This window comes from Pseudomonas sp. SWRI77, assembly GCF_014269105.1.
GTDB lineage: Bacteria > Pseudomonadota > Gammaproteobacteria > Pseudomonadales > Pseudomonadaceae > Aquipseudomonas > Aquipseudomonas capeferrum.
Genome location: NZ_JABWRV010000001.1, coordinates 347,059 through 368,475, shown reverse-complemented (window position 1 = coordinate 368,475; position 21,417 = coordinate 347,059). Strand labels below are relative to the sequence as shown.

General features: G+C 64.4%; 14 protein-coding genes. 5 read left to right on the top strand and 9 right to left on the bottom strand.

All coding sequences use genetic code 11. From position 1 onward, the window contains the following. Positions 1–27 precede the first annotated feature (27 nt). The 4 genes from fba to HU766_RS01650 all read left to right on the top strand — a co-directional run bounded on the left by fba (position 28) and on the right by HU766_RS01650 (position 4,282). Positions 28–1,092 (top strand): class II fructose-bisphosphate aldolase, encoded by a 1,065-nt coding sequence (gene fba, locus HU766_RS01665; RefSeq protein ID WP_186652827.1) that lies wholly within the window; start codon positions 28–30, stop codon positions 1,090–1,092. 214 nt (positions 1,093–1,306) lie between these two features. After that, positions 1,307–3,433 (top strand): EAL domain-containing protein, encoded by a 2,127-nt coding sequence (locus HU766_RS01660; protein ID WP_186652825.1) that lies wholly within the window; start codon positions 1,307–1,309, stop codon positions 3,431–3,433. Between the two features lie 39 nt (positions 3,434–3,472). Further along, a complete protein-coding gene (locus tag HU766_RS01655; protein WP_186652823.1) occupies positions 3,473–3,973 on the top strand; it encodes a M48 family metallopeptidase in 501 nt (166 codons plus the stop codon). A 12-nt stretch (positions 3,974–3,985) separates the two neighbouring features. Then, positions 3,986–4,282 (top strand): winged helix-turn-helix domain-containing protein, encoded by a 297-nt coding sequence (locus tag HU766_RS01650; protein ID WP_033701873.1) that lies wholly within the window; start codon positions 3,986–3,988, stop codon positions 4,280–4,282. A 30-nt stretch (positions 4,283–4,312) separates the two neighbouring features. On the opposite strand, the gene HU766_RS01645 is transcribed toward HU766_RS01650, so the two are convergent. Continuing rightward, complete coding sequence (locus tag HU766_RS01645; protein WP_186652821.1) at positions 4,313–4,765, bottom strand: GNAT family N-acetyltransferase; 453 nt, start codon at positions 4,763–4,765, stop codon at positions 4,313–4,315. 218 nt (positions 4,766–4,983) lie between these two features. Here HU766_RS01645 and HU766_RS01640 point away from each other — a divergent pair, with 218 nt between their 5' ends. Continuing rightward, on the top strand, positions 4,984–5,721 hold the full coding sequence (locus tag HU766_RS01640; RefSeq protein WP_186652819.1) for a transporter substrate-binding domain-containing protein: 738 nt from the start codon (positions 4,984–4,986) through the stop codon (positions 5,719–5,721). Between the two features lie 17 nt (positions 5,722–5,738). Here the strand turns inward: HU766_RS01640 and yccS are convergent, their stop codons facing one another. The 8 genes from yccS to putA all read right to left on the bottom strand — a co-directional run bounded on the left by yccS (position 5,739) and on the right by putA (position 21,246). After that, positions 5,739–7,922: a YccS family putative transporter gene (yccS, locus tag HU766_RS01635; RefSeq protein ID WP_186652816.1), complete on the bottom strand. Its 2,184-nt coding sequence runs from the start codon at positions 7,920–7,922 to the stop codon at positions 5,739–5,741. Between the two features lie 82 nt (positions 7,923–8,004). Then, on the bottom strand, positions 8,005–9,186 hold the full coding sequence (locus HU766_RS01630) for an NAD(P)/FAD-dependent oxidoreductase (protein ID WP_186652814.1): 1,182 nt from the start codon (positions 9,184–9,186) through the stop codon (positions 8,005–8,007). A 101-nt stretch (positions 9,187–9,287) separates the two neighbouring features. Then, on the bottom strand, positions 9,288–10,625 hold the full coding sequence (gene dbpA / locus HU766_RS01625; RefSeq protein WP_236643895.1) for an ATP-dependent RNA helicase DbpA: 1,338 nt from the start codon (positions 10,623–10,625) through the stop codon (positions 9,288–9,290). 112 nt (positions 10,626–10,737) lie between these two features. Continuing rightward, positions 10,738–12,165 (bottom strand): multidrug transporter subunit MdtD, encoded by a 1,428-nt coding sequence (gene mdtD, locus HU766_RS01620; protein WP_186652813.1) that lies wholly within the window; start codon positions 12,163–12,165, stop codon positions 10,738–10,740. A 66-nt stretch (positions 12,166–12,231) separates the two neighbouring features. Further along, positions 12,232–13,563 (bottom strand): TldD/PmbA family protein, encoded by a 1,332-nt coding sequence (locus tag HU766_RS01615; protein ID WP_186652812.1) that lies wholly within the window; start codon positions 13,561–13,563, stop codon positions 12,232–12,234. After that, positions 13,563–15,005, bottom strand: a complete 1,443-nt coding sequence (locus HU766_RS01610) for a TldD/PmbA family protein (RefSeq protein WP_186652811.1) — start codon at positions 15,003–15,005, stop codon at positions 13,563–13,565. The genes HU766_RS01615 and HU766_RS01610 overlap by 1 nt, the downstream gene beginning before the upstream one ends. Positions 15,006–15,036: 31 nt before the next feature. Beyond that, positions 15,037–16,839: an acyl-CoA dehydrogenase gene (locus HU766_RS01605; RefSeq protein WP_186652810.1), complete on the bottom strand. Its 1,803-nt coding sequence runs from the start codon at positions 16,837–16,839 to the stop codon at positions 15,037–15,039. Between the two features lie 453 nt (positions 16,840–17,292). Beyond that, the gene (putA, locus tag HU766_RS01600; protein ID WP_033701860.1) at positions 17,293–21,246 is read right to left on the bottom strand and encodes a trifunctional transcriptional regulator/proline dehydrogenase/L-glutamate gamma-semialdehyde dehydrogenase; all 3,954 of its coding nucleotides are present in this window, start codon (positions 21,244–21,246) and stop codon (positions 17,293–17,295) included. Between the last annotated feature and the right edge of the window lie 171 nt (positions 21,247–21,417).

The following is a 21,417-nucleotide window of genomic DNA, read 5'->3' as shown; positions in this document are numbered from 1 at the left end:
CGACGCTTGTCGGGAGAGAGATACACAATGGCACTCATTAGCATGCGCCAGATGCTGGACCACGCCGCCGAGTTCGGTTACGGCGTTCCAGCTTTCAACGTCAACAACCTCGAGCAGATGCGCGCCATCATGGAAGCGGCCGACAAGACCGATTCCCCCGTGATCGTCCAGGCTTCGGCCGGTGCCCGCAAGTACGCCGGCGCGCCCTTCCTGCGTCACCTGATCCTGGCCGCCATCGAAGAGTTCCCGCACATCCCGGTGTGCATGCACCAGGACCACGGCACCAGCCCTGACGTGTGCCAGCGTTCGATCCAGCTGGGCTTCAGCTCGGTGATGATGGACGGCTCGCTGGGCGAAGACGGCAAGACCCCGACCGACTATGAGTACAACGTCCGCGTTACCCAGCAGACCGTTGCCATGGCACACGCCTGTGGCGTTTCGGTAGAAGGCGAGCTGGGCTGCCTGGGTTCGCTGGAAACCGGCATGGCGGGTGAAGAAGACGGTATCGGCGCCGAAGGCGTGCTGGACCACAGCCAGATGCTGACCGACCCGGAAGAAGCGGCCGACTTCGTCAAGAAGACCCAGGTCGATGCCCTGGCCATCGCCATCGGTACCAGCCACGGTGCGTACAAATTCACCAAGCCACCTACCGGTGACGTGTTGGCGATCGACCGCATCAAGGAAATCCACAAGCGCATCCCCAACACCCACCTGGTCATGCACGGTTCGTCCTCGGTGCCACAAGAGTGGCTGGCGATCATCAACCAGTACGGCGGCGACATCAAAGAGACCTACGGTGTACCGGTCGAAGAGATCGTCGAAGGCATCAAGCACGGCGTGCGCAAGGTCAACATCGACACCGACCTGCGCCTGGCGTCCACCGGTGCCATGCGTCGCCTGATGGCGCAGAACCCAAGTGAGTTCGACCCGCGCAAGTTCTTCGGTGAAACCGTCAAGGCCATGCGTGACGTGTGCATCGCCCGTTACGAAGCCTTCGGTACTGCCGGCAATGCCTCCAGGATCAAACCGATCTCCCTGGAAGGCATGTACCAGCGCTACCTGAAAGGTGAGTTGGCCGCCAAGGTCAACTGATTCGCAGGCCGCACTGAAAAAACCCGCAGCGATGCGGGTTTTTTTATGCCCGCGCTCAAGCGCGCAGATATTCACGGCAGAGCAACCGTTAGTCGGCTACCGTACAGTTTAGGCACTGATAGCGTTCTGATTGCATTGCTTGTTACAAACTCGGGTCTAGAGTAATTATCGGATCCAACCGCGATGTGAAGTCGGTCACAAATAGAGAAGCAGCATGGATGGCGCTCACCCTCAACCTCAGCCAGTGGATGGCAGCTCGGTTCTGCTGGTAGTAGACGATTACCCCGAAAACCTCATCAGTATGCGGGCCTTGCTGGCCCGGCAGGATTGGCAAGTGTTGACTGCCAGTTCAGGGACAGAAGCCCTGACCGCGTTGCTCGAGCACGACGTCGACCTGGTTTTGCTGGATGTACAAATGCCGGAAATGGACGGCTTCGAAGTCGCCCGGCTAATGCGCGGCAGCCAGCGTACACGGCTGACCCCGATCATTTTCCTCACCGCCAACGAGCAGTCCGATGCCGCTGTGCTCAAGGGTTACGCCAGTGGCGCCGTGGACTACATGTTCAAGCCGTTCGACCCGCAAATTCTCAAGCCCAAGGTCCAGGCCCTGCTCGACCAGCAGCGTAACCGGCGCATGCTGCAACGCCTGAGCCGCGAGCTGGAAGCGGCGAGGGCATTCAACGCCTCGATCCTGGAGAACGCTGCCGAAGGCATTCTGGTGGTGAATGCCGCAGGTACCATCAGTTTCGCCAACCCGGCCATTTCACGCTTGCTGGCCGCTGCGGTGGAGCAATTGCAGGGCGCCCAGTTGCTTGACCTGGTGCAGATGGCCAATGCCAATCTGTGGAACGAGTCGGACTTCTACCAGGCCTACCTGGGGCGGCAGATCTTTCGCGTGCACGATGCCCAGTTGCGCACCCTGGGTGGCCAACTGGTGCCGGTCGCGCTGTCCTGTGCGCCGTTGCCGGCCGATCAGCAGGCGATGGTGGTGACGGTGCTGGACATGTCGGTGGTGCGCAACCTGCACCAACAGCTTGAGTACCAGGCGGTGACCGACCCACTCACCGGCCTGCTCAACCGCCGCGGCTTCTATCAGTCTGCCGAGGGCGTGCTGCTGCGCAACGAGCGTTCGGACAAGGCCCAGGCGCTGATGTACATGGACCTGGATGGCTTCAAGCGGATCAACGACTCGTTGGGTCATGAGGCGGGCGATCGCGTGCTCCGCTGGGTGGCAGAACAGCTCAAGGACTGCCTGGGCAGCGAGGCGTTATTGGCGCGGATGGGCGGTGACGAGTTCACGGCGTTGTTCGACAGCCTGCCGTACCCCGAGCAGGCCGGGCGTTACGCCGAGCGACTGCTCGAGCGCGTTTCGATCAGCCAGCAGATAGAAGGGCTGGATGTATGCCTTGGCGTCAGCATTGGCATCGCCACCTTTCCTGACTGTGGCGCAACTGTCGAAGGCCTGTTGCGGGCTGCGGATGCGGCGATGTATGCGGCCAAGCAGGCCGGGCGTCAGCAGTATCGCTTCTATGACCAGGAACTCAACGGCCGGGCGCGCTCACGGCTGATGCTCGAAGACAGCGTGCGCGCCGCTATCGAGCAGCACGATTTCAGCCTGGTGTATCAGCCCCAGGTGGCTTTCGCCGACGGCCACTTGCGCGGTTTCGAGGCGTTGCTGCGCTGGCAGCACCCCAGTGTTGGCGATGTGCCCCCGGGGCTGTTCATCCCCTTGCTGGAAGAGGCGCGGCTGATCAACCGCCTGGCCAGCTGGATCTACCGCCAGGGCGCGGCCCAGCGCCAGGCCTGGTGCGAACGTTTTGCCCAGGGGCTGGTGCTGGGCATCAGCCTGAGCCGCGCCCAGTTCGTCATGCCGGGCCTGGTCGAGGAGCTGCAGCGGGTGATCCAGGACTACCAGCTGGACCCGGCGCAGCTAGAGGTCGAGGTGGCAGAGACGTCGTTGATGTACAACATCGACGCGGCCGTGAAGCAGATACACCGGCTGCGCGAACTGGGCGTGCGGGTGGCGCTGGATGATTTTGGCGCCGGTGACTGCTCGTTGCGCATGCTGCGTGACTTGCCGATCGACACCCTCAAGCTCGACCGCCACCTGGTTGCGCGCTTGCCGGGCTCTGCGGTAGACGCCGCGCTGGTGCGCAGTGTGATCGGCTTGTGCGCCGACTACCGCATCACGGTGATTGCCGAAGGCGTGGAAACCCCGGCCCAGGCCGACTGGCTCAAGGCCAATGGCTGTGCCTACGTGCAGGGGTTTCTGGTTGCACACCCGATGACGGCGGCGGATGCCAGCGGCTTCCCGGCGATTTTCTCCTGGCCCCGGCCATGATTGGCTAGAATCGCCATTCGCCCCGCCGAATGCAGTGCCATGACCGTATTACGTTACTTGCAAGCCTACCCGCCACACCTGCAGGAGCAGGTACGGCAGATGATCGACAGCGACCGCCTGGGGGGCTACCTGCAGCGTCGCTACTCCGACCGCCATGACGTGCAGAGCGACAAGGCGTTGTACAGTTATGCCCAGGACTTGCGCCAGCAGTACCTGCGCAGCACGCCCAGCCTGGACAAGGTGCTGTTCGACAACCGCCTCGACCTGACCCACCGTGCCCTGGGGCTCAACACGGCGGTATCGCGGGTTCAGGGTGGCAAGCTCAAGGCGAAGAAGGAAATCCGCATCGCCTCCTTGTTCAAGGAGGCCGCGCCGCAGTTTCTGCGCATGATCGTGGTGCACGAGTTGGCGCACCTGCGTGAGCGCGACCATAGCAAGGCGTTTTACCAGCTCTGTCAGCACATGGAGCCGGACTACCACCAACTGGAATTCGACCTGCGCGTCTACCTGACCTATCGGGAGCTGCCGGGCAACTGTTAAGGACCACGCAGCATGGAAGTGAGCAAGACCAAGAGCAGCTTCTACCGGCGCCTGTACGTGGCCTGGCTGATCGACAGCCAGACTGCGACCAGCGTGCCGGCCCTGATGGAGGCCACCGGCATGCCACGGCGCACCGCCCAGGACACCATCGCCGCCCTGGCCGACCTGGATATCATCTGCGAGTTCGAGCAGCAGGAGGGCGCGCGCAATCATGCCGGGCACTACCGCATTCATGACTGGGGCGCGATCGACAAGCAGTGGATCATCCAGCATTTGCGGCAGATCCGAGAAGTGCTGGGGTATCGGTGATGGTGGGGGCGCAAAACGCCCCCGGCTTTCTCAGCCCTTACGCATGCCGATGTGCGGTATGTCATCCTCCAGGTATTGCTCGCCAACCGCTTCGAACCCATGCCCTGCGTAAAACCCTTGCAGATGCGCCTGCGCCGACAGATACACCGGCGTCCCCGGCCAGCAATGCTCGGCAGCCTCCAGCCCTTTCAGCAGCAACGCATGCCCAAGCTTCAGCCCACGCGCCGCCGGTGAGGTCACCACGCGCCCGATCACCACATCACCCCCCTGGGATTGCGGGTCGAGCAGGCGCAGGTAGGCCACCAGCTTGTCATCCTGCCACGCCATCAAGTGCAGGGTATCGCCGGCCAGGTCCTGGCCATCGACTTCCTGGTAACTGCAGCGCTGCTCGACCACGAACACTTCGGTGCGCAATTGCAGGATGGCGTAGAGCTGGTCCTTGCTCAGGTCGGTGTGGTGCTTGCAGAGCCAGTCGATAGACATTGGCGAACTCCTTGAATGGGCCGTCGATCATCGCAAATCCTGTGGCTGTGGACGAGTGGATGATTGCTGCAGGGCATTGCCTGCGCGTCTCGGCCAAAATAGAGGCAAAATGACACTATTGCCCGCTGCCGTGAGCCACGGCTTTGTGTACTCTCATCCGCAGTCGCGGCAAAGGCCGCCTACACAGTGTGCGCCCTCCATTGCAAAAGGACTTGAGCATGCGGCCACTGCTTGGTGTTCTGGGATTGCTGGCAGCCCTGCTGGCTGCGCCAGCCCTGGGTGAAGACAAGCTGCGGCTGGTGGCAGACAAATGGCCACCGTTCACCGATGCAAGCATGCCGGGCGGCGGTTTGGCGACCAGCATCGTTACCACGGCACTGACCCGGGCCGGCTACGCCAGCGGGTTTGAGGAGGCGCCATGGGCACGGGCCTTGATGGGCGTCAGCGAAGGGCGCTACGACGTGTTGATCAATGCCTGGTACAACGACTCACGTACACGCATCGGGCATTTTTCCAACGCTTATCTGAACAACAAGATTCACCTGCTCAAACGCAAGGGTGAGGCCTTCGCCTACCAGCAGCCGTCCGACTTGTACCCCTACAGCATCGCCGTGGTGCGCGATTATGCCTATTCACCCGAGTTCGACAGCGACACCCGCTTGCACAAGGTGGCGGTGCGCAACTTCTCGTCGGCCGTGCGCATGCTGGCGGCCGGCCGGGTGAACCTGGCGGTGGAGGATGAATACGTGGCCCGTTACAACCTGCAACGTGAACCGCAGGCGGTTCGCGATGGCGTAGAGATGGTCGAGCCGCCTCTGGGGGAGAACAGCCTGCATATTCTGGTCAGCCTTAAGCACCCCCAGCACCAGCAGATCGTCGAACGTTTCGAGCGGGCGATAGCGGCGATGAAGGCGGATGGCAGCTATGCGCGCCTGCTGCGCCAGCATGGTTTTTGACCCAGGCCACAAAGCACTCAGGCCGTAGGGCTTTCCTTGACCAGGTGCGCCGCCAGCGTGCGCAACGGTGCCAGTTGCCGGCAGATCAGCGCCAGCTGGGTCTGCACCAGCCGCTGATGTTCATCCAGCTCTTCCGGCATCTGCTCCAGGTCGTTGGCCAGCGCCTCTTCGGCATCACTGTGGATGGCGACCGGTAGCCGCGCTGCCAGGCCGTTGGCGATTTCGTCCAGGCTGTTGGCCAGGCTTTGCCCGGCGCCCTCGATCAATTGCTCCTGAACCTCCGCCGGCAGGGCGGTATCACGGTGCGCGCCCAGCCCCGAGAGGTAGCTGAGCAGGGTGTGCGACAACACCAGGAAGCGGAAGCCGACGTCCGCCTCCTTACGGAAGTGCCCTGGCTCCATGAGCATGTTCGCCAGCGTGGTGGACAGCGCTGCATCGGCGTTGTGGGCGTTGCGCCGAGCCAGGCGGTAGGCGAGGTCGTCGCGCTTGCCATGGGCATACTGCTGCATGATCTGGCGCAGGTACACGCTGGCGCAGGCCAAGGTGTTGGCCAACGCCTTGTTCAGGCGCCGGCCTTGCCAGTCGGGCAGGAACAGGAACACCGCCAGAATGGCGATCAGGCTGCCCACCAGGGTATCGAACAGGCGCGGCAGGAACAGGCCGTAGCCGTCGCCGATCTGGTTGAAGCAGAACAGCACCATCAAGGTGATCGCCGCCGTGGCCAGGGTGTAACGGGTCGTCCGGTTGACGAAGAACACCACCCCGGCGACCACGGCGAACATCGACTGGATGATCGGGTTGGGGAACAGGTCGAACAGCGCCCAGCCAACCGTCAGGCCGATGGCCGTGCCGAAAATCCGCTGCACCAGCTTGCGCCGGGTGGCACCGTAGTTGGGTTGGCAGACGAACAGTGTGGTGAGGATGATCCAGTAGCCCTGGGTGGGGTGGATCAGGTGCACCATGCCGTAGCCGATCGACAGTGCCAAGGGCAGGCGCAAGGCATGGCGGAACAGTAGCGAGGTGGGTGTGAGCTGGGTGCGCAGGCGGCTCCAGACGTCCTTCAGGGAGCGTGGCGAACGGTCGAGCAGGCTGCTGTCACTGGCATCGGCCAGGCTGTCCGGGTTGCTGGCGGCACCCAGCAGGCGGTCCAGGGTGGCCAGGTTGGCCGCCAGGGCCCGCAGCGAACGCAGCAGGCTGCGCCAGGCTGGGTTGTTCTGGTTGCGCAGGTGCTCCAAGGAGGCGTTGAGGTCTTCCAGGGTGTCGGCAAATCGGCTGTCGAGGACAAACGGCTGACGCATGCGGATCGAGCGCGCCAGGTCCTGGCAGGCCGAGCCTTGATGGCGCAGCAGGCGCTGGCAGCGGAACATCACATCGCTGTGGAAGAACGCTTCGGCCAGTGCGTTGTAGGGGTAGTGCGAGGCGCTCACCCGCTCGTGGATGTCCTGGGCCAGGAAGTACAGCTTCAGGTAGCGGCTGACCTTGGAATTTGGCTGGCTGTTGCCGACCCGGTGCAGGATGATTTCCTTGGCGGCGTTGAGCGCCGCGACCACCTTGCCGTTTTGCTGGGCCAGTTCCAGGCGCCGGGCCTCCAGGTCGTGGTGGCGGATCGGCTCGAACAGGTTGGCCTTGAGCTTGAGGTAGCGCCCCAGCTCGAAAAACAGCTTGGCCAGGCTTTGCTGTACCGGCTGGTTGGAGAACAGCGCCTGCCACAGCACCGACAGCAGGCCGTACCAGGCTGCGCCCGCCACCAGCAGCATCGGCTCGTGCCAGAAGTCGGTGACCAGGCCGCCGCGTTGGTCCACGCCGATCATGGTGTACACCGCCGTGATCAGCGTTGCCGAGGCGATTGCGCCATAGCGCTCGCCCAAGGCGCCCAGCATGGTCAGGCCGAACGCCGCCAGGGCCAGGGCAATGGCGAACACCCACGGGTAGGGGAACAGCAGCTCCACGGCCAGGGCAGCGATGGCAAAGCACACCAGGGTCACGGCCAGGGCACTGAGACGGCCCTGCCAACTGTCGTCGGTCTCGGCCAGTGCGCTGGCGATGATGCCCAGGAACAACGGGATCAGCAGGGCCATTTCATCCTGGTACCAGCACAAGGCCATGCTGCCGGTGAGGGCGACCGTTACCCGGATGCTATAGCTGAACTTGTCTTGGCCCCACAGGCGACGCAGTGACTGACGGAACGAGCTCGATGACATGATGGCCTTGGGCTGTGATCGAATGAATACATTGCCGCACGGACCAGCAAGAAGCGTTCCGTGCTGCTGAATGGATTCTACTCTACACGAACTGTGCCGCTGCGTTAGCCGATGCCCACGCCCACTGGAAATTGAACCCGCCCAGGTGGCCGGTCACATCCAGCACCTCGCCAATGAAGTACAACCCTGGACTCTTGAGCGACTCCATGGTCTTGGACGACACCTCGCGGGTATCCACGCCGCCCAAGGTCACCTCGGCGGTGCGATAGCCCTCGGTGCCGGCAGGTACGACCTGCCAGGCCGCCAGTTTGTCGGCGATCTGCGTCAGTTCGGCCGGGGTGTACTGCTTCATCGGCTTCGATTCGAACCACTGCTCGGCCAAGAGGTTGGCCAGCTTGCGGGTGAACACCTCGCCGAGCACGGTCTTGAGCTCTGCATTGGCGCGCTCGGCCTGCTGCTGTTGCAGCCAGGTCAGGGCGTCACGGTCGGGCAGCAGGTTGATCTCCACCGTGTCGCCCGCCTCCCAGAACGAAGAAATCTGCAGGATCGCCGGGCCACTCAGGCCGCGGTGGGTAAACAGCAGGTTTTCGCGGAAATGGGTGCCGTTGCAGCTGGCGGTGCAGTCCAGCGAGGTGCCCGACAGTTCTGTGCACAGTGCCTTGAGTTGGGGCTCGGTGATGGTGAAGGGCACCAGCCCGGCGCGGGTCGGCAGCAGGGTGTGGCCGAACTGGCGAGCCACCTGGTAGCCGAAACCGCTGGCGCCCAGGGTCGGGATCGACAGGCCGCCGGTGGCGATCACCAGCGACTGGCAGGCGAACTGCCCGGCACTGGTCTGCAGCAGGTAGCCGGTTTCGGTCTTTTCGATGTGCGAGATGCTGGTGTCCATGCGCAACTCGGCACCGGCTTCGTCGCACTCGGCCAGCAGCATGTTGAGGATGTCGCTGGCCTTGTTGTCGCAGAACAGCTGGCCGAGCTTTTTCTCGTGGTAGGGCACACCGTGCTTGGCCACCAGCTCGATGAAGTCCCACTGGGTGTAGCGGGCCAGGGCCGACTTGCAGAAATGCGCGTTGTGCGAGAGGAAGTTGGCCGGCTCGGTGTACATGTTGGTGAAGTTGCAGCGCCCGCCGCCGGACATGAGGATCTTCTTGCCTGGCTTGTTAGCGTGGTCGAGCAGCAGCACCCGGCGGCCACGGCGGGCGCTGAGCTGGGCGCACATCAGGCCGGCGGCGCCGGCGCCGAGGATGATCACGTCGGTGGAATGCACGGGGTACCTCTTGGAGATTGCTGGGCTGCGGCAGGGATATGCATGCCCCTGTAGGAGCGGCCTTGTGTCGCGAACGGGCCGCAAAGCGGCCCCAAAGGATTTCAGAGAATACGAACTTTCAGAACGCGGCCCTTGATCTTGCCGCTGTTCAGCCGCTGCATGGCCTGCTTGGCCAGTGCTCGCTCCACCGCCACAAAGGCCTGGAAGTCGAAGATGGCGATCTTGCCCACCTGCTTGCCCGGGATGCCGGCATCACCGGTCAGTGCACCCAGGATGTCACCCGGGCGCAGCTTGTCCTTGCGCCCGGCAGCGATGCACAAGGTGCTCATCACCGGCAGCAGCGGCTCACCGCCCTTGTTTTTCAGGCTGTCGAGCTGGTCCCAGCGCAACGGGCTCTTCTGCAGTGCCTCGATGGCCTGGGCGCGATGCCCTTCGGCCGGGGCCACCAGGCTGACCGCAACGCCTTTCTCACCCGCACGGCCGGTGCGGCCGACACGGTGCACATGGATTTCGGCATCCCGCGCCAGTTCGACGTTGAGCACCATGTCCAGGCCGTCGATGTCCAGGCCGCGTGCGGCCACGTCGGTCGCTACCAGCACCGAGCTGCTGCGGTTGGCGAACATCGCCAGCACCTGGTCGCGGTCGCGCTGTTCGAGGTCACCGTGCAGGGCCTGGGCGACGATACCTTTGGCGGTGAGGTGGGCGACCACGTCTTCGCACTGCTGCTTGGTGAAGCAGAACGCCACGCACGATTGTGGGCGGTAGTGGCCGAGCACGCGGGTCACCGCATCCAGCCGCTGCTGCGCGTCGATTTCGATGAAGCGTTGTTCGATCTGGTTGTCGGTGTGCAGGCTCTCGACCTTGACCTGCTGCGGCTTGCGCATGAAGTCTGCGGCCAGTTGCTCGATGCCGGCCGGGTAGGTGGCCGAGAACAGCAGGGTCTGGCGACGCGCCGGGGTCTTGCCGATGATGCTGGCGATGGCGTCGAAGAAGCCCATGTCGAGCATGCGGTCGGCTTCGTCCAGCACCAGGGTGTTGAGCCCGTCGAGTACCAGCGTGCCCTTTTCCAGGTGCTGCTGGATGCGCCCCGGGGTGCCGACGATGATGTGCGCACCGTGCTCCAGCGAGGCAATCTGCGGGCCGAGCGAGACGCCGCCGCACAGGGTCAGGATCTTGATGTTGTCCTCTGCACGGGCCAGGCGGCGCAGCTCTTTGGCGACCTGGTCAGCGAGCTCGCGGGTCGGGCACAGCACCAGTGCCTGGCAACCGAAGTAACGCGGGTTGATCGGGTTCAGCAGGCCGATGCCGAACGCAGCGGTCTTGCCGCTGCCGGTCTTGGCCTGGGCGATCAGGTCCTGGCCTCTGAGGATGACCGGCAGGCTCTGGGCCTGGATCGGCGTCATCGAGGCGTAGCCGAGGGCGTCCAGGTTGGCCAGCATGGCGGCGGACAGCGGCAGAGTGGCAAAGGCGGTGGTTTCGGTGGTCACGAGGCGGGCCTGTGTAGCGAAGCGAAAAATGCCGCACAGTCTACCAGCCTCGTGGCCATTCGCCCTACGACTCCATGTGTTGTTCCGGACGACGGGCACGCCTTCCGTCTGTCGGCGCCAGTTGCAGGAAGATCGCCGCTGCCAGCATCGACATGATGCCGATGGTGACGAAGGTCAGCTGAAACGCCCCCAAGGTGCTTTCCACGCCTTCGGCACTGCCCGCGGCGGTGAAGCCGCCGAGCAATGCCCCGGCGCAGGCCACGCCCAGGCTAAGGGCCAGCTGGGCGACCACCGACAGCAGGCTGTTGCCGCTGCTGGCGCTGGCATCGTCGAGGTCGATCAGGGTCACCGTGTTCATGGCCGTGAACTGCATGGAGTTGATCGCGCCGAGCAGGCCAAGGTGTATCAGCAGTACGGCGTAGGGCGTTTGTTCATCAATCAGCCCCAGGCTGGCCAGCATCAGCCCCAGCAACAGGGTGTTGCCGGTGAGGATGATGCGGTAGCCAAGGCGCTCGATCAGCGGCCGGGCGATGGACTTGGCGAGCATCGCCGCCGCTGCCAGCGGGATCATGCTCATGCCGGCCTGGGCCGGCGAATAGCCCAGCGCCACCTGCAACAGCAAGGGCACCAGGAAGGGCAGGGCACCGCTGCCCAGGCGGGCGAACAGGTTGCCGAGGATGCCGATGGCAAAGGTGCGTACACGGAACAGGCTGGGCGAGAACAGCGGCTCTGGGTCGCGCCCGGCACGCAGCCAGTACGCGGCCAGGCAGGCCATGCCGGCGAACAGCAGCAACATTACCCGCAGGTGTGGCAAGTGCAGCTCGCCCAAGCCTTCCATGGCGATGGTGATCAGCACCATCGCCGCGCCGAACAGCAGAAAACCCGGGCCATCGAAGCTGGTGCGCTCGGCTCCGCGCAGGTCGGGGATGAACTTCCACACGGCATAGCAACCGATGGCGCCCACCGGCAGGTTGAGCAGGAAGATCCAGTGCCAGCTGAGTATCTCCACCAGCCAGCCGCCGACCGTAGGGCCGAGCAGAGGGCCGAGCAGGCCGGGGATGGTGATGAAACTCATGATGCGCACCAGTTCGGTGCGTGGATAGGCGCGCAGCACCACCAGCCGCCCGACCGGCAGCATCAGCGCGCCGCCCAGGCCCTGGACGACCCGCGCCAGGATCAGAAAGCCCAGGCTGTTGGCGGCCGCGCACAGCAACGAGCCAAAGCTGAACAACAGGATGGCGCTGAAGAAGATGCGCTTGGTGCCGAAGCGGTCGGCGATCCAGCCGGAGGCGGGGATCAGCAAGGCCACGGTGAGCATATAGGCGATGATCACGCCTTGCATGCGCAGCGGGTCCTCTTCCAGCGAGCGGGCCATGGCCGGCAGCGCGGTGTTGAGGATGGTGCCGTCCAGGGACTGCATGAAGAAAGCGATGGCCACTACCCACGGGATCCAGCGGGCGGTGACGGGGTCGAGCGGGGTGCGTTCGGGCATGACGTCCTCGTTTGTCAGTACCGGCCTCTTCGCGGGCTTGCCCCGCGAAGAGGCCAGCAACGCCAATCACAATGTCAGGGTAAGGCCTTTGACCAGAGCCCCCGGCAAATGACTCGACCCGGTACTGCGCTGTCCATAGGTACTGGTGGAAAGGATCATCTCGCGCTCGCGGGTCAGGTCTTCCAGTTGGTTGCCCAGCAGGCTGTACAGGCTGTCATCGAAGCGCATGGTGCTCACCGGCCCCTGAATCTCGCCATTCTCTACCCAGAAGGTGGCAAAGCGGGTCAGGCCGGTCATGCGCGCCGCTGGCAGGTCCGAGTAGTTCAGGTACCAAAGGTTACTGATATACAGCCCGGTGCCAAGCCGTTCGAGGATCGCCTCACTGGCCAGGTTGCCCGCCGCCAGGCTCAAGGCGCAGGGCGACTCGTAGCTGTCGGCGCCATTGGCCTGCAGTGCGAACTCGGCCGCGCTACGCGCGCTGATCAAACGCTGCACGGCCTGGCCTTGGGTGATCAGCGGCACATCGAGGCGCGGTGAACCCTCATCCGAGAACGCCGGGCTCAGCGAGCCGCTGACCTGCTCGTCGAAGCTGACCAGCGGGCTCAAGCGGGCATCGCCGTTGTACAGGCGTTGCAGGGCGCTGTTGCCGGTGGCCAGCGCCTGCGCGGAAAAACCGCCCCAGCACAGCATGCCGGCAATCTCGTCCATGGCCGCAGGCGCCAGGTAGGCGCGGTAGCTGCCCGGCTTCAAGGTAATCGCCGGGCGACCGAGGAAGGCCAGCTGTTCGCGGGCCTGGCGCAGGCGAGCGGTGAAGTCGTCGGCGTGCCACACCTGCCCGGCATAGTTGGCTTTCACTGCTTGGCCGTTGCTGTGGAACAGGCTCCAGTCCATGTTGAAACTGTTGGCCTGGTGCCAGCCGAAGGCGCCGAACGAGCTGGCGAAACCGCGACAGATCGGCCCGGCGGCATAGATGCCGACCAAGTCCAGGTCGCCGGCTTCACGTTCGATCAGGGCAAGGACCTCATCCAGCTCCGGCAGCGGGTGATCCTGCTGGCTATGGCTGTGCCATGGGGTATCGTCCAGGCGCAGGTAGGGGTCGACCGGCAACAGCGGCAGGGTCTGGCGCAGTTGGCTGAGGGCATCGGCCAGGCGCGTGCGGTCCAGCACGGCATCATCGCCGAGGGTGATCTGCTGCTCGGCCTGGCGGCCGTCACGCATCAGGCGCACTTGCACGCTGGCCTGGCTGACCTCGCCGGCCTGGCGCACCTGGGCGTGGTTGAAGCGGATGAACTGCGACTTTTCGGCGCTGTAACCAAGGGTGAACTGCTCGCCCACCTGAAGGGTATCGCGCAGGGCGCCAAGCAGGGTTTCGAAGCGTTGCTGGGGTGTGGCGCTCATCAGGCATCGCCTCCGAATACGTCGATCTGGCGGAACACGCAGGCCGGCGAGGCGTGGCCGACCCGTACCACCTGGTTGGGTTCGCCTTTGCCGCAGTTGGGCGTGCCCAGCACCTGGAAGGTGCTGCGGTCGCCGACTGCCGACAGGTTGCGCCAGAACTGCGCCGAGATGCCGCGGTAGTTGGGGTTTTTGACGACGCCCTTGAGTTCGCCGTTCTCGATCAGTTGGCCCCACTCGCAGCCGAACTGGAACTTGTTGCGTGCATCGTCGATGGACCACGAGCGGTTGGTGCGCATCAGGATGCCGTGCTCCACGCCCTTGACCAATTGTGCCAGCGAGCGGTCGCCTGGCTCGATGTTGAGGTTGGCCATGCGGTCGATCGGTGCGCGGTTCCAGCCACAGGCACGGCTGTTGGCCACGCCGTCCAGGCCCGAGCGGAACTGCGACAGGGCGCCGCCCAGTGGGCGCAGCAGCAAGCCGTCGCGGATCAGGAATTGCTTGCTGGCCTGGGTGCCGTCATCGTCGTAGCTGTAGCTGGCCAGCTCTTCACCGATGGTCGGGTCGAAGGTCACGTTGAGCAGCGCCGAGCCGTATTGCAGGTGGCCGAAGTCGCTGGCTTTGACGAAGCTGGTGCCGGCGTAGTTGCGCTCGTCGCCGAGAATGCGGTCCATCTCCAGTGGGTGGCCGATGGACTCGTGAATCTGCAGCATCATCTGGTCGGGCATCAGCAGCAGGTCGCGCGGGCCGCTGGGTGTATTGGGTGCCAGCAACAGTTGCAGCGCTTCGTCGGCGACGCGACTGGCGGCGCCGACCAGGCCACAGCGCTCGACGATCTCGAAACCGCCCTGCTGGCCGAAGTTGTCCCGGCCCAGGCTGCGGCTCTGGCTGTCCTGGCCGTCGCTGGCGGTCACGCTCAGGCCTGGGAACAGGAAACGCTGGGCGTGGCGCAGTTCGGCGCCGGCAGAGTTGAGGTAGGTTTGCTCGACCACGCTCATGCCCAGGCCGGCCTGCCAGTCCACCAGGCGGCTGTCCTTGGGCACGCTGGCCGATTCGGCGGCGAGCAGGCCGAGGCAGTCGGCAAGGCTGGGCAAGGGTTGATCGAAGTGGGGCGAAACGTGGTCGTGGCGCGCGCTGGTCACCGGTTGCTCGCGCAGGTCCAGCAGGCTATGCCTGGCGATCTGCCGGGCCAGGGCTTCGGCGCGTTCGAGTGCCTGTTGCAGGCCGTGCTGGGACAAGTCTGCGGTGGCTGCATAAGCCTCCACACCATTGACCCGCACGGTGAGCATGGCGCCCTCGTCCTGGCTGAAGAACGGTGGCTCGGTCACATTGCGGCGCACCGACAGCGCCTGGTGCGACTGTTTCACATGGCGCAGGGAAAACAACTCCGCCGTGCTGCGCAGCGCGGCGAAGCGCTGGCGCAGCAGGGCGCTGGAATCGAACATGCGGGAACCTCCGAGTCAGTGGTGGCTCCCCCTAGAACCACTCCTCTTGCATGCTCAGGCACGTATCGTCGCGGGCCTCGAGCAATGCCAGCTCATTATGGCAGCCAGGCACTTCCCAGGTGAGGAAATAACGGGCGGCCTGCAGTTTGCCCTGGTAGAAGTCGCGGTCTGCGGCATTGCCCTTGAGCAGGCCAAGTTCAGCGTGGAGGGCTTGCTCCAGCCAGCGCCAACCAATCACGCAATGGCCGAACGCCTTCAGGTACAGGGCCGAGTTGGCCAGGGCGGCATTGACCTTGCCTTGGGCGAGATCGCCCAGCAGGGCGAGGGTGACGGCTTGCAGGCGATTGACCAGTTGCTCCAGTGGCTGGCGCAGGGTGTCGAGGCCGGGGTGGTGGCTGGCGCGCTCGGCCGTGCTGGCGATCAGGCGGATCAGTTGCTTGAGCCCGGCGCCGTTGTGTTGTGCCAGTTTGCGGCCGAGCAGGTCGAGTGACTGGATGCCCTCAGTGCCCTCGTGGATCGGGTTCAGGCGGTTGTCGCGGTAGTACTGCTCGACCGGGTATTCGCGGGTGTAGCCGTGCCCGCCGAGGATCTGGATGGCCAGTTCGTTAGCTTTGAGGCAGTACGCCGACGGCCAGGATTTGACGATAGGGGTCAGCAGGTCGAGCAGTGTCTGGGCCTGTTGCCGGGTGCTCTGGTCGGCGGCGGTCTGGGTGTCGTCGAACAGGCGCGCGGCGTACAGGCCCAGGTCGAAGGCGCCTTCCACGTAGGCTTTTTGGGTCAGCAGCATGCGCTTCACGTCGCTGTGCCCAATGATAGGGACGGCGGGGCTCTGCGGGTCCTTGCTGTCTGGCAGGCGCCCCTGCGGCCGTTGGCGCGCGTATTCCAGCGAATACAGGTAGCCGGCGTAACCGAGCATCACCGCGCCCATGCCGACGCCGATACGTGCCTCGTTCATCATCTGGAACATGCAGGCCAGGCCCTGGTGCGGCTGGCCGACCAGGTAGCCGACGCACTGGCCGTTGTCACCGAAGTTGAGCGCGGTAGAGGTGGTGCCGCGCCAGCCCATCTTGTGGAACAGGCCAGCCAGCAGCACGTCGTTGCGTTCGCCACGGCTGCCATCTGGATTGACCAGGTACTTGGGCACGATGAACAGGGAGATGCCCTTCACCCCAGGTGGAGCGTCCGGCAGCTTGGCCAGGACCATGTGCACGATGTTTTCCGACAGTTCGTGGTCGCCGCCGGAGATGAAGATCTTGTTGCCCTTGAGCCGGTAGCTGCCATCGCCCGCGGGTTCGGCGCGGGTGCGGATATCGGCCAGTGAAGACCCAGCATGCGGTTCGGTCAGGGCCATGGTGCCGAAGTAGCGGCCTTCGATCATCGGCTGCAGGAACAGGCGCTTTTGCTCCTCGCTGCCGAAGCTTTCGATCAGGTTGGCCGCGCCCATGGTCAGGAACGGGTAGGCCGTAGTGCCGGCGTTGGCAGCCTGGAAGTGGGCGAAGCAGGCTTGCGAGACCAGGCTGGGCAGTTGCATGCCGCCGGCTTCGAAGTCGCGGTTGGCGTTGAGAAACCCCGCATCGAGGAAGGCATCGACTGCCGGTTTGACCTCCGGGATCAGCTCGGCGCGGCCGTCCACATAGCGCGGCTCGTTTTCGTCGGCCTTGCGGTTGTGGGGCGCGAAGTACTTTTCGGCGATGGTGCGGGCGGTGGTCAGGGCCGCGTCGAAGGTTTCGCGGCTGTGCTCGGCGAAGCGCGGGCGCTGGGTCAGGGCTTCGGCGTCGAGCACTTCGTAGAGTTCGAAGGCGAGGTTGCGGGGGCTGAGCAGGGTCTCGGGCATCGGGGCGGTCCTTGGGCGGGGTTGGACCGAGTCTAGGATTTAAATAGGGGTGGGAGACAGGTTAATAGGTGGGGGTGATATGGGTTTAGAAGGTGTGGGGGCGGGCAGGCGCTAGCCATGACGTATTGGCTGGTCCTCAGATCGAGCGCCGCCCGCGCGGCGCATCGCGAGCCAGCTCGCTCCTTGTATGTTGTGCCTGGCCTGGCGAGAGAGGTTATTCTCGTCAGGATCACGAAGCAATATCGAGGCGAACACCAAGGAGCCGCGCGCCAATACCTCAGGAATAATTGGCCCGAAACAAATGTAGGAGCGGCCTTGCGTCGCGATGCGCCGCGCGGGCGGCGCTCGATCTCGAGCGCGCCCGAGAAGCCAGTGGCATGCACCTGGTGGCCGTAACACCAAACCCATAAAAAAAGGAGAGCCTAAGCTCTCCTTCTTCACCACCGTCAGCTATCAACCAATGGTCATCAAGCTGGCATTACCCCCAGCAGCAGCGGTATTCACACTCACCGCCCGCTCAATCACCAACCGCTCCAGCGCAATCTGATGATCCCCGCTGGACAACCCGTGCACCCCGACGATCGCCCCGGCGCGCTTGGCCACCTGCTGGCAAACGCCACGCAGCTGGTCCGAGTCACCATGGTGGATCACGGCATCGAACGCCACGTCATCCTTGTTCCAGTCCGCCACCAGCTTGACCTTGCCCTGCAGCTCCTTCGGCAGGCGGCCGCGCAGGCCTTTGCCTGGCTCGCCATCCACCCACACTGCCGAGCTGCCAACGGCCAGCACCGCGGCAAACTGCGCCAGCAGGTCAGCCTCGTTGTCCGCCAGGCACAGCACGTGCTCGCGCGGCAGGATGGTGTAGCTGTTGCGCTCGCCGGTAGGCCCTGGCAGCAGGCGGGCGATGCCGCTCTGCGACTGGCCGGCGAACTGTGTGCACAGCGCGGCCAGGTCGGCCTGCTGGTTGCTCTCGGCCCAGGCCTTGAGACTGTGCAGCGGCTTGATCAACTGCTCGTGCAGGGTACGGTCCGGCTTGCCTTCGCCATCCTGAAGCTGGAAGTGACGGCCAATCGCGTCAGCCGGGCGGGTCGACAGCAGGCGGTACAGGTACAGCGGGCCACCAGCTTTCGGGCCGGTACCAGACAGGCCTTCACCACCGAACGGCTGCACGCCCACCACCGCACCAACGATGTTGCGGTTGACGTACATGTTGCCGGCGTTGGCGTTCTCCACCACCTTGGCGATGGTCTCGTCGATGCGGGTGTGCACGCCGAGGGTCAGGCCGTAGCCGGAGTTGTTGATCTGCTCGATCAACTGGTCGAGGTTGCGGCGGTTGTAGCGCACCACGTGCAGCACCGGGCCGAAGATCTCGCGCTTGAGCTCATCGAAGCTGTCCAGCTCGATCAGGGTCGGCATGACGAAGGTGCCGCGCTTGACCTCGCCAGCATCGGCGATGGCGACCTGGTACACCGAGCGGCCCTTTTCACGCATGCCCTGGATGTGTTTTTCGATACCCGCCTTGGCTTCGGCGTCAATCACCGGGCCAATGTCCACGGCCAGGCGGTCCGGGTTGCCCAGGCGGTTTTCGGCCATGGCACCCTTGAGCATTTCGATCACGCGGTCGGCAGAATCTTCCTGCAGGCACAGTACGCGCAGGGCCGAGCAACGCTGGCCGGCGCTGTCGAAGGCCGAGGACACCACGTCGATCACCACCTGCTCGGTCAGCGCCGAGGAGTCGACGATCATCGCGTTCTGGCCGCCGGTTTCGGCGATCAGCGGGATCGGCCGGCCCTGGTTGTCCAGGCGCCCGGCGACGTTGCGCTGCAGCAGACGGGCGACTTCGGTGGAGCCGGTGAACATCACGCCTTTGACGCGCTCGTCACCGACCAGGCCAGCACCCACGGTCTCGCCACGGCCTGGCAGCAGTTGCAGGACGCCTTCGGGAATGCCGGCCTCAAGCAGCAGGCGCACGGCCTGGGCCGCGATCAGCGGGGTCTGTTCGGCAGGCTTGGCCAAGACCGGGTTACCGGCCGCCAGGGCAGCGGCCACCTGGCCGGTGAAGATCGCCAGTGGGAAGTTCCACGGGCTGATGCAGACCACCGGGCCCAGCGGGCGGTGGGCGTCGTTGCTGAAGTCGTTGCGTGCCTGCACTGCGTAGTAGCGCAGGAAGTCCACGGCCTCGCGCACTTCGGCGATGGCGTTGGCGAAGGTCTTGCCGGCTTCGCGGATGAGCAGGCCCATCAGCGGCTGGATCTCGGCTTCCATCAGGTCGGCAGTGCGCTCAAGGATCGCAGCGCGCTCGGCGGGCGGGGTGGCCTGCCAGATCGGCGCGGCGTTGAGTGCGCACTGGATGGCGTTGTCGACGTCGGCAACGGTGGCTTCCTGAACATGGCCGACCACGTCGCGGTGGTCTGCCGGGTTCAGTACCGGTGCTACGGCAGCTTCACTGGCGGCGCAGGCCAGCAGCGGGGTGGCTTTCCAGTCGTTATGGGCGGTGGCCAGCATGGCGCAGGACAGCGACGCCAGGCGGTGTTCGTTGGCCATGTCGATACCGGCCGAGTTGGCCCGCTCGCTGCCATACAGCTCACGCGGCAGCGGAATGCGCGGGTGCGGCAGGCCGAGGCTGCCTTCCTGGGTGCCCATGCGCTCGATGCTGGCGACCGGGTCGGCGACCAGTTCCTGGATGGAAATGGAATGGTCGGCAATGCGGTTGACGAACGAGGTGTTGGCGCCGTTCTCCAGCAAGCGGCGGACCAGGTAGGCCAGCAGGGTTTCGTGGGTGCCGACCGGCGCGTACACGCGGCACGGGCGGTTCAGCTTGCCTTCGGAGATCTTGCCGACCACTTGTTCGTACAGTGGCTCGCCCATGCCGTGCAGGCACTGGAACTCGTACTGGCCTGGGTAATAGTTCTGGCCGGCGATGTGGTAGATGGCCGACAGGGTGTGGGCGTTGTGCGTGGCGAACTGCGGGTAGATGGCTTCGGGCACTGCCAGCAGCTTGCGTGCACAGGCAACGTAGGAAACGTCGGTGTACACCTTGCGGGTATAGACCGGGTAGCCTTCCAGGCCTTCAACCTGGGCGCGCTTGATCTCGCTGTCCCAGTAGGCGCCTTTCACCAGGCGGATCATCAGGCGGTGGCGGCTGCGCTTGGCCAGGTCGATGACATAGTCGATGACGTACGGGCAGCGCTTCTGGTAGGCCTGGATAACGAAACCAATGCCGTTCCAGCCAGCCAGCGAAGGTTCGAAGCACAGGCGCTCGAGCAGGTCGAGCGACAGCTCCAGGCGGTCGGCCTCTTCGGCGTCGATGTTCAGGCCGATGTCGTATTGCTTGGCCAGCAGGGTCAGCGACAGCAGGCGCGGGTACAGCTCTTCCATCACGCGCTCGTACTGGGCGCGGCTGTAGCGTGGGTGCAGCGCCGACAGCTTGATCGAGATGCCCGGGCCTTCATAGATGCCGCGGCCATGGGAGGCTTTGCCGATCGAGTGGATGGCCTGCTCGTAGGACGCCAAGTACTTCTGGGCGTCGTGCTCGGTCAGTGCGGCTTCGCCGAGCATGTCGTAGGAATAACGGAAACCCTTGGCCTCGAAACGGCTGGCGTTGGCCAGGGCTTCGGCGATGGTTTCGCCGGTGACAAACTGCTCGCCCATCAGGCGCATCGCCATGTCGACGCCCTTGCGGATCATCGGCTCGCCGCTTTTGCCGATGATGCGGGTAAGCGACGAGGTCAGGCCGGACTCATTATGGGTAGACACCAGCTTGCCGGTCAGCAACAGCCCCCAGGTGGCGGCGTTGACGAACAGCGACGGGCTGTTGCCCAGGTGCGGCTGCCAGTTGCCGTTGCTGATCTTGTCGCGGATCAGCGCGTCACGGGTGCCTTTGTCGGGGATGCGCAGCAAGGCTTCGGCCAGGCACATCAGCGCCACGCCTTCCTGGGACGACAGCGAGAACTCTTGCAGCAGCCCTTGGACGATGCCTGCACGCCCGCCTGCGCTCTTCTGGTTGCGCAGTTTCTCGGCGATGCCGGCGGCCAGTTTGTTGGTGGCCTCTGCCAGCGGCGCGCTCAGGCGAGCCTGCTCCAGCAGCATCGGGATGACTTCCTGCTCGGGGCGGCGATAGGCGGCAGTGATGGCCGAACGCAGGACCGATTGCGGCAGGATGCTCTCGGCGAACTCAAGGAAGCACTGGTGAGCATGGTCGGGCTGGATTTCGCCCGCGTCGTCGGCCAGGTTGCTGGCCTGACCGTTCAGTTCGGTCAGGGTGGCGCCACCCTCGAGCTTCTCCAGGTAGTTGAAGATCGCTTGCTTGATCAACCAGTGCGGCGTGCGGTCGATGGACTGCGCAGCTGCTTTGAGTCGCTCACGGGTAGGGTCATCAAGTTTGACCCCAAGGGTGGTCGTCGCCATTTCTTATCCTCGTTATTGCCACGGTTGTGGCCTAAGCTGATGCCAAGAGTATCTGTAGGGCAATTCGGGTGCAACCAGGTGCAACCCGTTTTTTTGGCAGAAAAGGTGCAACTCGTCCGGCGAACATTCCTACGCTGAACAAAGGGTTGTTTATGGTGCGTTTTAATCTGA